At 57.9% G+C, this 13554-nt stretch carries 10 protein-coding genes and 1 tRNA gene; 7 read left to right on the top strand and 4 right to left on the bottom strand.

Translation table 11 applies throughout. The features are described 5' to 3' along the window. Positions 1 to 255: 255 nt before the first annotated feature. The 3 genes from H586_RS0112520 to lexA are packed head-to-tail and all read right to left on the bottom strand — an operon-like array spanning position 256 to position 3149. Positions 256 to 1320 carry a hypothetical protein gene (locus tag H586_RS0112520; protein ID WP_027182207.1) on the bottom strand — a complete coding sequence of 355 codons (1065 nt, stop codon included), beginning with the start codon at positions 1318 to 1320 and terminating at the stop codon, positions 256 to 258. After that, complete coding sequence (locus H586_RS0112515) at positions 1313 to 2479, bottom strand: hypothetical protein (RefSeq protein ID WP_027182206.1); 1167 nt, start codon at positions 2477 to 2479, stop codon at positions 1313 to 1315. The genes H586_RS0112520 and H586_RS0112515 overlap by 8 nt, the downstream gene beginning before the upstream one ends. Positions 2480 to 2525: 46 nt before the next feature. Further along, a complete protein-coding gene (gene lexA, locus H586_RS0112510; protein ID WP_027182205.1) occupies positions 2526 to 3149 on the bottom strand; it encodes a transcriptional repressor LexA in 624 nt (207 codons plus the stop codon). 301 nt (positions 3150 to 3450) lie between these two features. Here lexA and H586_RS0112505 point away from each other — a divergent pair, with 301 nt between their 5' ends. Genes H586_RS0112505 through H586_RS0112490 form a run of 4 tightly spaced genes read left to right on the top strand, consistent with a single transcriptional unit; the run spans position 3451 to position 6250 of the window. Beyond that, on the top strand, positions 3451 to 3693 hold the full coding sequence (locus tag H586_RS0112505) for a hypothetical protein (protein WP_027182204.1): 243 nt from the start codon (positions 3451 to 3453) through the stop codon (positions 3691 to 3693). Positions 3694 to 3727: 34 nt separating this feature from the next. Next, positions 3728 to 4252 carry a DUF2924 domain-containing protein gene (locus tag H586_RS0112500; protein ID WP_027182203.1) on the top strand — a complete coding sequence of 175 codons (525 nt, stop codon included), beginning with the start codon at positions 3728 to 3730 and terminating at the stop codon, positions 4250 to 4252. Continuing rightward, positions 4245 to 5831: a recombinase family protein gene (locus tag H586_RS0112495; protein ID WP_027182202.1), complete on the top strand. Its 1587-nt coding sequence runs from the start codon at positions 4245 to 4247 to the stop codon at positions 5829 to 5831. The genes H586_RS0112500 and H586_RS0112495 overlap by 8 nt, the downstream gene beginning before the upstream one ends. Beyond that, positions 5828 to 6250 carry a hypothetical protein gene (locus H586_RS0112490; RefSeq protein ID WP_020886689.1) on the top strand — a complete coding sequence of 141 codons (423 nt, stop codon included), beginning with the start codon at positions 5828 to 5830 and terminating at the stop codon, positions 6248 to 6250. The genes H586_RS0112495 and H586_RS0112490 overlap by 4 nt, the downstream gene beginning before the upstream one ends. Positions 6251 to 6669: 419 nt before the next feature. Here H586_RS0112490 and H586_RS0112485 read toward each other — a convergent pair. After that, a tRNA-Ala gene (locus H586_RS0112485) sits at positions 6670 to 6745 on the bottom strand. Positions 6746 to 7104: 359 nt separating this feature from the next. On the opposite strand from H586_RS0112485, the gene H586_RS20215 reads away from it, so the two are divergent. The 3 genes from H586_RS20215 to polA all read left to right on the top strand — a co-directional run bounded on the left by H586_RS20215 (position 7105) and on the right by polA (position 13487). Then, on the top strand, positions 7105 to 9501 hold the full coding sequence (locus H586_RS20215) for a mechanosensitive ion channel domain-containing protein (RefSeq protein ID WP_051364017.1): 2397 nt from the start codon (positions 7105 to 7107) through the stop codon (positions 9499 to 9501). Between the two features lie 373 nt (positions 9502 to 9874). Continuing rightward, positions 9875 to 10183, top strand: a complete 309-nt coding sequence (locus H586_RS0112470) for a hypothetical protein (protein WP_027182200.1) — start codon at positions 9875 to 9877, stop codon at positions 10181 to 10183. 706 nt (positions 10184 to 10889) lie between these two features. Beyond that, on the top strand, positions 10890 to 13487 hold the full coding sequence (gene polA, locus H586_RS0112460; protein WP_027182198.1) for a DNA polymerase I: 2598 nt from the start codon (positions 10890 to 10892) through the stop codon (positions 13485 to 13487). The last annotated feature ends 67 nt before the right edge of the window (positions 13488 to 13554 follow it).

Raw genomic sequence — 13554 nt, 5'->3', positions numbered from 1 at the left:
GTGAACTTTTCGTGTTCACCAGACCTGTCACCCTGCTTTGGCGAATTTTCGTTGCGACCCCGAAAAACGCCTTGGCTCAAGAAGGAGGAAAGCCCGTAAGGCTCTGATTGGTGGTGGATTTACAGAGGAAAACTTTTTTAACTTTTTTTGCCCGGCCCCAGTGAAATTTCACCGAGCGGGCCTCCAAGACGCAAAAAGCCCCGATCCAGAATCCTGAATCGGGGCTATAGATTTGTCGGGCGCTATAAAGGGTGGTCAGTAAACCTCGGCACCTTCCGGGAGGATGCGGAACTTACACCGGTAGGTCTTTGTGTCCTTGACCCATTCGATAGGATCGTCATCGAGCCGGAAGAATTCCCGCAGGTGCTTCGACAGCTCTTGCTTCTGTTTCTTCAGTTTGTCCGACGCGTATCGGCTGTGCCAGTCAATCTCGCCACGGGAGTTGGCAAACCCCTCAAGCAATTTCCATTGCTCGGTAGGATTGCCATTCTTCCTGCTCGCCATTCCCATTTGCGTATAGGTGTATCGACCGCTCTGATCTCCCGCCCATATTGTGACGGTATGGCCATCGCGGAACTGAATCTTGATTTGTGGCCATGTGGTGCCCGGCGGTGTCATGAAAAACACTGTGCCGCCTGAATCCGGCCCAGGCACCTGATCGATAAGGGGAGCGAATATCTCAGTCTTGTCCCGACAGGTCAGGAGTCGTGGCGCATCACCCAGGTACAGATCTTCGTTCAGCGCGACGAAAAGGCTGTCTTTCTGCGCCAGCAGTGTTTCAACTGCAGGACTCAGATGAAGGCGCGTGGGCGCTATTACAACAAAGGGTTTGGGGGTCGAAAGGCATAATGATCGGACGACCTCTACCAGCGCGTCCTTGCTGTCCTGCATTGTCAGCACAACGGGGAAGTCCATCCCAGCCGTGGGTATGAAATCGCCCAGTCTCCATGTGTGGGGCAGGCCATCGAGTTTTGCCTCTCGGTGTTCAATTCCCATGGCCGTGCAGATAGCGCCATTGATGGCTGACTGCTTGAGCCGGTAGATCAGCGTCTGCCGTGGAGAGAGTTGAATGGCCGGGCCTTCTTTCTCATTGCAGATGGCCCGGATGTTGGTCTTCGCATGGGTAACCACACTTCGTGGGCAACCGAGGCCACATTCCGTTGGGCAATCCACGGCGGTCGCGTGATTCTTGGTCAGTTGAAGGAAGTGATCCCGAAACAACGGGTATCGGTCCCAACCGGAGAGCGCCTTATCCCAATCGAACAGCGCCGCCGACTTTCCAGGCAATCTCTCCAGATATGCCCAGAAGGGGTCATTCATCCGATGTCCCTCCGGCCCCGACAATAAAGCCCCTGAGTCCAAGCCACCGCTCGATAACCTCGGCATCACCATCACGTTTGAATTGCGCCCGGTTGCCTGAACTCAAGATCACAGATCTTGGAGTCTTGGACCCCTCGAACTTAATCTGGAAGCTTGCTTTGATGATTTTCCCTCCGCCTGGGAGTGAAGCGCCTCGATCACGAAGGGATGCAAAAATGTCCTCAGACCTGCGGATTTCGACGTCTTTATGAGCGCCGCCCCAAAAGACCTGAACTTCCTTGAGCCTGACATACTCGATGCCATCGACATCGTCACATAGGAGCGCGTCTTCACCAATTTGCCGCAAAGGTTCCAGGTCAAACCGGCTGCGTTCGTTGAAGAACTCCTCGTCTCCGAACAGGTGAAATCCAAATTTCTTGCGGTAGAGCTCCTTCTCACCCTTGGTTTCGGCGTTCATGCGGATCTCCCCGATGACGGGGTTGTATGCAAGCACGTCGAATTTTTCAGGGCGGAAGTATTGGCTGGTGGATTCACCGGCCTCAATGACCGCTTCACGGGCATAGGGCTTGCCGTGGCGCACGAGGAACCATGTGTGGCCTTCCTTCGGATAGACGAACACCTTGGAATACTTGCCCCGACGCTTCTTGGAAAACCATTCGTCAAGATCGGCTTCGAGGGCCGCGAGGGTTTCCTCCGATGGCAGCACGAAATCCGGCAGCGGTTTTTTCTTGGTCTTGAAATACTCGAAGGACCTGACGTTCATGAAGAACTGTTCGGCGTGTACCTTCTCGATGATTTCCCGGTCAGCCATCCAGACCTGGATCGCCAAGTCTGCCGGTGCGGCGTTTTCCCCGATTTCCACGTCGATGTCCGTTCCAGCGATCTCATCCTGAATGGAGTCGAATCCTTCAGGAGTCGAAACTTCATTCACATAGAACAAGGCCTCTGCAAGGTCGTCTGGGGTTGAACCGTCCGGGGTCAGCAAAATGTGACTGAGCGCGTTGTAGTCCAGGCCATCTTCGTGCTGGACTGGTGGCAACTCTACGCCGCGAGCTGAAAAATAGGCGGCATGAGGCTCCAGAAAGGCAATGAGATGCTTCCTGTCGATTCGCCGGAGCATCTCCGGCTTCGAAAAGCGGCGTAGGTTAAAAGTTGCCATCAAATACTCCTGTCGTTTTGTCGTTATTCGTCCATGTCTGTCTCGGTTAACTCCGTTTCCATCCAACGACCTTACCCAACACGCGAAGATCATCCTCCGGCCTGATCCGGATCTTTCTTGCCTCCGGGTTCTCGGGCACCAATTCGATGAGCTCGTCTTTGATTTTCAGCCGTTTGACGGTCGCCTCGTTGTTGAGCAGCGCTACAACGATGTCACCATCCTCGGCGATGGGCTGCTGCCGCACGATGATCAAATCGCCATGGTTGATACCGGCACCGATCATGCTGTCACCCACCGCACGGAGTGCGAAGTGCTGTCCGGAACGAACGACGTCCGACTCGACCAGCACTTGGCCGGTGATGTTCTCCTCGGCCAGGATGGGACGGCCAGCCGCCACCATCCCCACAACAGGTACTGAAACCAGAGAGGCAGCCATCTCGCTGGGGCGACGGGCAACAGCTATGCCTCGCGACTTTCCGTCCTCCCGCTTCAGGTATCCCTTGCGCACCAGTTGGTTGATCCGGTCGTGGGCACTCGCCGGGCTGATTTCAAAGATCTCGCTCAGTTCCTTCACCGTTGGAGGAAAGCCCTTGGCATCGACGAAACGACATATCGCTTCGAGCGTTTTCCGCTGCAACGGCGTTATCTCATCCGTTTTCGCTTTGCCCATGGCGTCTCCATTTCTGTTGAAAGACAAAAAGGCGCAATGCGCCAGCAAACCTTAATAATATAAACCTGATGCATATCAGGTCAAGAAATAATCTCACACCTGATTTCCGACACTTCCATGAGCCCCTCGGTAGGTAAGGCCTGAAGAAAGCCGGTTTGAAACCGGACGAGCAGTTAGAAACCAGATAACCGACCAGAGGCGGAGCTGAGGCGGTTGTGGGTGCCATCGAACGCGCATCCCGACCGCCACCGTTTTCTGGCATCCACACCATCCAGCCCCCCGGTCCCACCGGAGGTGTTCGATGTTGGATGTACAGGAAATGAATGATGTACCGGGGACGGATGAACTTGGCGAAAACGGCAAACCCGGCCGCCTGTCGGGTGAGGCGAGGCTCCAGTCAGCCGCCTCCATTCTGGCCACTGCGATCCTGCGCCGAAAGGCCAAAAAAGCATGTGGAGGCAGTGAGTTAGAGATTTTCGAAGATTCTTCCCCTGTGCTCGGAGAAGGACTTGATTCATTGCCAGAACAGAGCATTCATTCATGACAACTCGTCCGGAAACCAAAATAAGGAGTTGAAAATGAATGAGTTACAGAACGCCGCCACAGGCGGCAAGAACCAGGATCGAACACGAAACTCGGTCCTTCGGCAGATGGCCCTGCTGCGATCCATGTCCCTGGAGCAGCTCCGGGAAAAATGGCTCGACCTCTACGGCGAAGAGCCGCCCCAGTACAAAAAGCAATTCCTCATCAAGCGGCTGGCCTATCGCATCCAGGAGCTTTTCTACGGCGGGCTGTCCGAGCAGGCCAAGGTCCATCTCCAGCAGGCCGCCAAGGAGGACCCGGTCGCCACTGTCAATCGACGCATCCCAGAGGAGCGGATATCAAACGAGGCGATCCTGCCCGGGACCAGACTGGTGCGGGTATGGAACGACCGGCGATATGAGGTGACCGTCCTTGCCGATGGCTACGAGTTCGAAGGCCGCACCTTCCGGTCGCTCAGCGCGGTGGCCAGGGAGATCACCGGGACGCGCTGGAACGGCAAGGTCTTTTTCGGGCTGAAGAAGGTTTACGGCAGAAAAGCCGAGGGAGGTTCAGATGCTTGATAACAGCAATGTCGCGCCGGGCAAGAACAAGACCTTGCGCTGTGCCATCTACACCCGCAAGAGCCACGAAGAAGGTCTCGAACAGGAGTTCAACTCGTTAGATGCGCAACGGGAATCGGCGGAACACTATATCGAAGCTCAGAGGATGCGGGGCTGGACGGCTCTGCCGGATCGCTATGACGATGGTGGTTTCTCGGGCGGGAACATGGAGCGTCCGGGGCTGCGCCGCCTGCTGGCGGACATCGACGCCGGGAAGATTGACGTGATCGTGGTCTACAAGGTCGACCGGCTGTCCCGCTCGCTGCTGGACTTCATGAAGATGATCGACCTCTTCAACGAGAAGGGTGTCAGCTTCGTCTCGGTCACCCAGCACTTCAGCACCACCGATCCCACCGGCCGGATGTTTCTCGGTATCCTGATCACCTTCGCCCAGTACGAGCGGGAGGTCATTGCCGAGCGTATCCGGGACAAGGTGGCGGCTGCCAAGCGCCGGGGGAAATACTGCGGCGGCGTGCCCATCCTCGGATACGACGTTGACCGGGATAATAAGAAGCTGCTGGTCAACCCCGATGAGGCCAGGACGGTGCAGTACATCTTCCGCCGCTTTATCCAGATCGGCTCGGCCAAGAAGCTTGGCCAGGAGCTGAACGAACAGGGTTACCGCACCAAGGCCTGGACCACCAAGAAAGGCAAAGTCCGTGAGGGCTCCGAATGGAACACCGCCCATATCTACCGGCTGCTCAACAACCGGATCTATATCGGCGAGATCGCCCACAAGGACCGCAGTTACCCCGGCGAGCACGAAGGGATCATCGACCGGGCGACCTGGGACAAGGTGCAAGCCATCCTGGAGGACAACAAACCGGTCAAGGTATCCATGGCCAGAACCAAAATGGTCGCCCCGCTGAAAGGCGTCATCCGCTGCGGCCACTGCGGATGCTCGATGGGACCGACCTACGCCCGCAAGAACGGCCGCCACTACACCTATTACATCTGCCAGAAGGACAGCAAGCGGACCGTTAGCCGGTGCCCGCTCAAACGTATTCCCGCCGGGGGCATCGAGCAGGCCGTAGTCGAGCAGTTGAGCGCGGTGTTCCGCACACCGACGCTAGTGGCCAAGACCTACTTCGCTGCCCGGGACATCGAGCAGGCGGAGCGAGAGCGGCTGTTCAAACAGAAAGCCCAGCTCGAGATTGAGCTGTCGCAGGCGCGGGAGCAGGCACTCGAACTGATGAAGCCCGGCAGCGATCAGCCGGGCAAGGCAGAGATGCTGACGACCGTCAACCGCCAGGCGGTCGAGCTCTCGAAACAACTGACGCACGTGAGCGAGCGATGCAGAGCCTACCGGGGGAACAGCATCACGGAACAGGATGTCTCGGAGGCCTTCCAGAATGTCGAAGGCGTCTGGGAAGACCTTTTCCCGGTGGAGCGAAACCGGCTCATCCGCCTCCTGGTGGATAAGGTCGAGATCCGCGAGACCGGGATCGACATGGAGCTGCGCACCAACGGGCTGACAACGCTCATCGCCGAGCTGGCCGGTCTGGCATGCGAAGTCACCGAACGGAGGGCAAGCCGATGAAAATGAAGCCGACCATTACCGTAGCCGACAACGGCAACCTGCAGATCCACATCCCGATGCTGATCCGGCGTATGCGCGGCCGCAAGACGGTCATCGCTCCCCAGGCCCTGGATGGAGATATCCCTGGAGCGCAGGAGCCTGTGCAGTCCGCCGTCCTCCAGGCACTGGCAAGGGCCTTTTCCTGGGCCGACATCCTCGAATCCGGCCAGATCAAGTCTATCAGCGAGCTTGCCCGTACCCTCGACGTCGATGGTTCGTATGTGGCCCGCATTCTCAAGCTGACGACCCTGGCCCCCGACATCGTCGAAGCCCTGATCAACGGTGAGGAACCCAACGGGCTCTCGCTGGCCAAACTGACCCAGACCTTCCCCGAGGACTGGGCCGAGCAGCGCCGCCAGTTCGGCTTCGCCACCGACTGACGACCGGACCGGAGACCGCCCCAGAGAGCCGACCATCAGCGTCGGCTTTTCTTCTTTAGGGGGCAGGAAGCCGGAGTTGACCACGCTTCTTTTCACGGCCGATGCAGGTGATTTCGAAAAAAACGTCCGGTTGCGGCATCGAACGATGACCTAAGACAACCGCCCAAAATGGCAATCAGCCGCAAACTCATATCAATCAAGGATGTAGCTTTCCGGACGAGCTTCGGACTTGGTCCGGAGAAAACAGAGAATCAGGGGCCAAACAGAGAAAGAAAGGCTGGAGGATGGGGAAAATCGATGGTGCGGAGGGGTGATTTGGAAGGATGTGAAACAGGCGCAAACCCTTTAGAAACAAGGGGAAAAAGAAAACCCGTCACCCCGGAGAATGACCCCAGAGAGACGGGTTTGTCTTTTCTAAATGGTGGAGCTGGAGGGAATTGAACCCACGACCTCTTGAATGCCATTCAAGCGCTCTCCCAACTGAGCTACAGCCCCAAAGCGAAGTTGATTCCTCTCTCAAAGAGAGAAAATTGTCAATACAATTTTTAAACATTTTTAGCTGCAGTACCTGTGCAGGCAGCCTCAGGCTGCACAGTGCTGACAGCCGGAGGCAACCACGCCCCCGCATGCAGCGCATGCCCTGTGCATCCGGCAGCATACCGTCAGGGCACACAGGGCGCCCCGGCAGTCCTTGGGACGCACCTTGCGTATGCACATGAACCTGTTATGCTGCCTTTCCGCACATTGCCATACCGGCGCGCCGCGCTGCGGCGGAAGCCACAAATTACGGAACAGAGCATATGACACCTGCAGCACCCGCAATATCTCAAACTTTCCGGAATATTACAGCCCTATTGATCACCTTTGCCGCCGTGGTGCTGCTGCACGTCAGCGCCGCACAGGCAGAACAGTCACCGGAAGAGATTGAAAACAGTGAAATACTGCACCTTGTCGAGATAAAACAACGCGAGCTGAACCTGCTGGAACAGTCGGACCTGAAGCTGCAGGAAGCAATGAAAGGCGCGCTGAAATCGGCATCGGAAACATACGAAAAAGCGTTGCGCGACTATGAGGAAGCCCAGCTTACGCACGGGCTTTCCGGCGGCACCCCCATGCTTACCCGGTCATCCGTACAGCGGTTGAACGCATTATACAACGATCTGGAAACAGCACAGGAGTCTCTTTCCAATGTGCGCGATCAGGCGCGGGTACGTCTGGAAAGAATAGGCGCTGTTGATGTGGCCCCGCTGCTCAAATCCCGTGACATTTCAGCGGCTACGCGCAATCTGGTAGACGCCTACCTGCGCGATCTGCGCAACATCCAAAGCAGGCTGGAGACACAGGAGGCCCGTGCCGCCAAGCTGGAAAGCAGGCTGGGCAAGCTGCGGCAAAACGTACAGGAAAGACGCCTGCAACGCGAAGAAGAGCTGGTTTCAAGCTGGCGGGATTTCTTTTTCCGCAACAAAGATCCGCTTCTTTCCGTGGAGCTGTGGCGGCAATCCGATTCCGTGGCGTTATGGGCATCCATGCTGATGACCGGCATGACGCGTGAACTGGGCATGCTGAGCAGCAACGCTTTTTCTGCGGTGCTGTTTGCGCTGGGCATCATAGGTCTGCTTGCGCTGGGCGGCGTGCCTGTCATCAGGTCGGCTACACGGGGTACCCCCGGCGCCACCCCGCAGGCCGTGCGGGCGCTGCACACCAGCTGCCTCATAGGCAGTATCGGTCTGGCCGTGGTCATAGCATCGTCGCGCATGTTTGCCGGAGCGGCCATATATACCAGCGTAGCCGGTATGGTGATGCTCGGCTTTGCCACCATTCGGGCTTCGGCCATTTTGCGGCGCATGATCAATACCGGATTCATACGGCTGTCACACAGCCCTGCGGCGGTGATGTTTCTGTGCAGCAGCCTGATTGTGGTCAGCGAGATGCCCGCCAAGCTGGCGGTACCGCTATGGGCCCTGCTGCTGGTTCTGTACGGGTTCTACATGAGCCTGCGCGACAGGCGGCGCGGTATTCACGGCAGCATAGCCAAAAGATCATGGTTCTGGCTGTGCGCACTGCTGCTCATAGTGGCCGTGGCAGGCTACGGCGTATTCTCCGCCTTTCTTTTTATGGTGTGGTTTGTTCTGTACGCGGCATACAGCGCCAGCATCGCGCTCACGGAACTCATCCACCTGCGCGGGGCCGCAAGCACGGCTGATTCCACGGCACTGGTCATGGGCAAAGGGGTTCTTGTGGGCATTGCCTCTCCGGGGGTGTGGCTGATGAGCTTCGGCGCCGGTCTGCTCTGGCTGTACGGCTTTGTCGGTCAGGGGGTGTTTGCCAGCATTGCCAATCTTGAACTGAGCTGGGAAGGTTTTTCACTCAAGCTGGCCAGCCTGCTGTTGCTGGCTGCTCTTTTTTACATCACGCGTGCCTGCACCACACTGGCGCGCGGCGCACTGGCACGCATGTCGCTGCACTGGCCCAGAGGCCAGCGGGGCGCTGTACTTTCACTGCAGACCACCGCCACATATGCACTCTGGGGCCTGTATGCGCTTATCGCGCTGCATATTCTGGGGGTAAGCCTGACCAGCCTCACGGTCATTGCCGGTGGCCTCAGCGTCGGTCTGGGGTTCGGCATGCAGACCATTTTCAACAACTTCATGAGCGGTCTCATCCTGCTGTTCGGACGGTCCATACAGCAGGGAGACATTATACAAGTGGGCGAACTGTGGTGCACAGTCAAAAACGTGACCATACGCACCACCATTGTGGAAACATTCGACAGCGCCACCATTCTCATCCCCAACTCGGACCTTGTGACCACACAGGTCACCAACTGGACAAAAAACAACACAACCATCCGGCGCGACATCCTTGTGGGAGTGGCCTACGGTTCTGATACGCGCAAAGTGGAAAAAACCCTGCTGGCACTGGCCAAGGCGCACCCCAATGTCATGCGCCGTCCGGAACCGCAGGTCATTTTCAGCAACTTCGGCGCCAGCTCGCTGGATTTCTTCCTGCGCATCTGGATAGATGACATCGACAACATGCTCACCACGGCATCATCGCTGCGCTTTGCCATTGATGAAGAGTTCCGCAAAGAAGAAATAGAAATAGCCTTTCCGCAAATGGACCTGCACCTGCGCAGCCTGCCCCCCTCGTGGCAGGTACAACCATCTGCGTCCGTCCGGCAGGAACACAACAGCACTGGAGGAGAAGACAACATACCGTCTGCGCAGTCCGGCAACGACGCCCCGGCATAGGCATGTCCCTGTGTGCAACCCGCAGAGGCGGCACACAGACGCCCGCACAAGCGGCCGGAGTACTGCCGCGCACGGCGGTAAGGGGGCGTCCGGACTATTTTCATCTTTTTGCGCGACAGCCGTTGACTGTGCACTCACTCAATGCTAGCTTTCTTCTCACGGGGGAATAGTCCACCTCCGTGACCCAGCCTCCTCATTCTGCGATGTATGCCCGAATACAACGCAGAAATGAATTGAAACCGCGCCCCCCACACGGCGCGGTTTTATTTTTGTTTCACTATGGCACATCGCCCGTTCCGGCTGACACGCCCCGCCTGCCCTGCTATACTCTGTGCATACAATACCCTTCAGACAACAGTCAGGAGGAGGCACCATGTCAGCTCACGCCTGTGTGGGGTGCGGCTACTGCTGCGTCAAATCGCAGTGCCCGCCCAGCAATGCTCTCTTCGGTCCGCGGAGAATCTGCCCCGCCCTTTACTGGAACGGCGAATGTTACCGCTGCGCGCTTGCTGAACAAAGCGGAGCCGTGGGACGTCTGGTGCATGTGGGTTCCGGCTGCTGCAGTCCGCTGAACCGCTGGCGTCTTGACGTGCGCCCACGGGTAAGAACAGACACATGGAAACATGAAGGTATGCTGGACAAAAACGACCACCTTTGCCAGCGGCAGCTGTCTGTCCCCTGAAACCCGTGTAAAGAAGCCCACGCAAAGAAACCCGCTCAAAGAATCCCGCAGAACACGCGGTACGGACGGTACGGGCGGCATGCAGGGCTCCGGTCACCGCCCGAAGCCCTGCATGCGGCCATAAAACAACTGTGCGTGATACGGCAGACAGCAGGGCACAGCAAACGGCCTGCCACCGGTGCTCCGTTACGGCATACCGGCACATCTTCAGGGGCTGCACATTCTCTGCTGACAACTTCAACGGCAGCGCGCCAGCGTGACAGCCCGACAGCCCGACAGCCCGCCCTGCCGTCCAGCGGGACATCCGGCAACGCCCGCAACCTGAGCCCCTGCCCCGTTTCACGCCCCGAAGCATTGTCCTCGTTTTCCGGCTTGTCTTCCGACACAGTAGCAGCACAGTCGCTACACAGAAGCACCGCCCCGTGACGCTGCATACAATATTGCGGACCGCCGGCTGCCGCACCGCCATCAGCGCCTGTGCGTAGTCTGCACGTGTCACATCTGCGCAGTGCGAAGCACGCAGACTCCGGCCGTGTACCCGCGTCTTTTATACCATTATGCTTTGGCAGACTGCCTGCACAGTTTACAGGACAGGGGGAAAATCGTTACCATACCTGCCTTGCTTGCGGCAGCCCCTGCGGTTCCCGCCAGACAATCCGGCACCAAACGCTGTCGCCGGACAGCGAAAACATCATCGAGAATTACCATGTCGCTCAAGGAACGCCTCGGCCTTGACAAGGAACCGGTCTACCTCATCGACGGTTCTGCATTTATCTTCCGCGGTTTCTACGCGTTTCAGAACATGCAGCGCTCCGACGGTCTGCCCACCAACGCCCTGTTCATCGTGCTGCGCATTCTTCTCAAGCTGCTGCGAGAAGAGCAGCCAGCCTACGCAGCTTTTTTCATGGACGGCAAAGGGCCCACTTTCCGCCATGCCCTGTACGACCAGTACAAAGCCAACCGCTCTGCAACGCCGGAACCTCTGGTACAGCAGCTGGACCCCATCCGCCGCGGAGTCCGCTCGCTGGGCATCCCTCTGGAAGTCTCGGACGGTTGCGAAGCCGACGACTGCATTGCCTCGCTGGCGGCAAAGTTCAAAAGCGAACGGCCAGTCATCATTGTGGGTGCCGACAAAGACTTGAAACAGTGCATCGACGACAACGTGTACCTGTGGGATCCGGGAGCAAAGCAGGAAAAACTGCTCGACCTTGCCGGCTTTACTGAGGAAACAGGACTTTCCCCGTCACAGTGGCCCGATTTTCAGGCGGTGATAGGTGATTCCAGCGACAATATTCCCGGTGTACCGGGTGTCGGCCCCAAAACAGCCGCCCAGATTTTTGCCGAATTTCCCACGCTGGAAGCCATTCAGGAAAACGAAAAGGCACTGAAGCCGGGTGTGCAGAAAAAATTTGCCGGTCAGTGGGACAACATATATCTGTACCGCCGCCTGACCACACTGGACACCGGCCGCTGCACAAGCCTTGCCCTCAAAGACATGACCGTGCAGTCAGTGGATGCAGACAACGCCGCGGCGTTCCTCAGAGAATTTGAGCTGCGCACACTGCTGCGGGAACTGCCTCAGAGCGTGCCGGTGCGTCCTGCCCGGTCCGGTGCAGCCGCCATGCAGCAGGCCTCGCTATTCGGAGAACCGCAGGCGGCCCCGCAGATTCCCTCATTCAGTTCCGCAGACCAGTTACCTGCCGTTTCGGGCACGGTCGCCCTTGTACCCGCCGAAAAAGGCATTGCCGTAGCCTTTAACGGCAACGAGTACCTGTACACCGGAAAACCGGAAGATCTGGCCGCCCATATGGCGCAGACCGGCGCAATCAGCCGGATCATCGCTCCCGACGTCAAGGCGCTCTACCGCAGCCATACGTCATGGCGGGCCATAGAGGTACACCGCTGGTTTGACCTCGGACTCGCGGCATACCTGCTGAACCCCGAAGAACGCGACTATTCATGGACAAGTCTTGCGCGCAGAGCCGAAGAATTCGGCATTGACGCACAGACACCCGCCACGCTGGCGCTGACGCTGGCACAGGATGCCGCAGCCCGGCTTGAAGGCGTAGGACTGAGCGCGCTGATGGAAGAGCTGGAAATGCCGCTTATTCCCGTGCTGGCAGACATGGAGCTGCGCGGCATACGCATCAACCGCGCAGAATTTTCAGGATTTCTTGCCGAAGTGCAGAAGGAGCTTGATCGGCTGACACAGGAAGTGTACGCCGTGGCCGGCGGCCAGTTCAACATCCGCTCATCGCAGCAGCTGGGCGAACTGCTGTTCGGCACGCTGGGACTTAAAGCAGGCAGCAAGACCAAAGGCGGTCAGGCATCCACCAGTCAGGCCGTACTGGAAAAACTGGCGGGCAAGCACCCTGTCATCGATACCATTCTGGAATACCGCAAGCTGGAAAAACTGCGCTCCACCTATCTGGAACCGCTGCCCAGACTGGCGCAGGAAAACGACCGCATACATACCACGTTCAACCAGCTGGCCACGGCCACAGGCAGACTTTCTTCAAGCCAGCCCAACCTGCAGAACATTCCCGTACGCGGTCCCATGGGACAACGCATGCGCCGCTGCTTCACCGCCGCTCCGGGCAACAAACTGGTGGCAGCGGACTATTCGCAGATTGAACTCCGTGTACTGGCACATGTCTCCGCAGACCCCACACTCATTGAATCGTTCACCCGCAATGAAGACATTCACAGCCGCACGGCAGGCCTGCTGTACGATGTGACCGCCGCGGACGTGACACCCGACCAGCGCCGCAATGCAAAAACCATCAACTTCGGGCTGATATACGGCATGGGCCCCCAGAAGCTGGCGCAGGAACTTAAAGTGACACTGAACGAAGCCAAAGAATTCATCGAACGGTATTTCAGCAAACTTTCGCACCTGAAAGAATTTTACGACAACGTGGAACAAAGTGCCCGCGAACACGGTTTTGTCACCACACTGGCGGGCCGCCGCAGGCTGCTGCCCGAAATCCATTCGGACAACAACCAGCTGCGGTCTCAGGCCCGCAGGCAGGCCATCAACACCGTGGTGCAGGGCAGTGCCGCCGATATCATAAAAATTGCCATGCTAAAGGCCGCAGCGGACGAAACCCTGCAGCAGCTGAACGCCGCGCTTATTCTGCAGGTGCATGACGAACTGCTGCTTGAAGCGCCTCAGGACGTCGCAGAAGCCGCAGCAAAACGTCTGGCAGACATCATGTCGTCCGTGCGTCCCGGCGGCGCGGCACTGGACGTTCCGCTGGCCGTGGATTACGGCATCGGCGACAACTGGGGTCAGGCGCACTAACAGGCCTGACGGCACAATAAAAAAGAGACCCGCAACACCCCGCGACCGCACCGCGGCGCGAAGGACC

The sequence above is a fragment of the Oleidesulfovibrio alaskensis DSM 16109 genome (assembly GCF_000482745.1).
GTDB classification, from domain to species: Bacteria; Desulfobacterota; Desulfovibrionia; order Desulfovibrionales; family Desulfovibrionaceae; genus Oleidesulfovibrio; species Oleidesulfovibrio alaskensis.
The sequence above is the reverse complement of the archived record's forward strand: the minus strand, read 5'-3'. Positions and strand labels throughout refer to the sequence as shown.

Excerpts from the sequence above, each read along its gene's own strand:
- H586_RS0112520 (WP_027182207.1), bottom strand. The coding sequence starts at position 1,320 with ATGAATGACCCCTTCTGGGCATATCTGGAGAGATTGCCTGGAAAGTCG.
- H586_RS0112515 (WP_027182206.1), bottom strand. The coding sequence starts at position 2,479 with ATGGCAACTTTTAACCTACGCCGCTTTTCGAAGCCGGAGATGCTCCGG.
- lexA (WP_027182205.1), bottom strand. The coding sequence starts at position 3,149 with ATGGGCAAAGCGAAAACGGATGAGATAACGCCGTTGCAGCGGAAAACG.
- H586_RS0112505 (WP_027182204.1), top strand. The coding sequence starts at position 3,451 with ATGTTGGATGTACAGGAAATGAATGATGTACCGGGGACGGATGAACTT.
- H586_RS0112500 (WP_027182203.1), top strand. The coding sequence starts at position 3,728 with ATGAATGAGTTACAGAACGCCGCCACAGGCGGCAAGAACCAGGATCGA.
- H586_RS0112495 (WP_027182202.1), top strand. The coding sequence starts at position 4,245 with ATGCTTGATAACAGCAATGTCGCGCCGGGCAAGAACAAGACCTTGCGC.
- H586_RS0112490 (WP_020886689.1), top strand. The coding sequence starts at position 5,828 with ATGAAAATGAAGCCGACCATTACCGTAGCCGACAACGGCAACCTGCAG.
- H586_RS0112470 (WP_027182200.1), top strand. The coding sequence starts at position 9,875 with ATGTCAGCTCACGCCTGTGTGGGGTGCGGCTACTGCTGCGTCAAATCG.
- polA (WP_027182198.1), top strand. The coding sequence starts at position 10,890 with ATGTCGCTCAAGGAACGCCTCGGCCTTGACAAGGAACCGGTCTACCTC.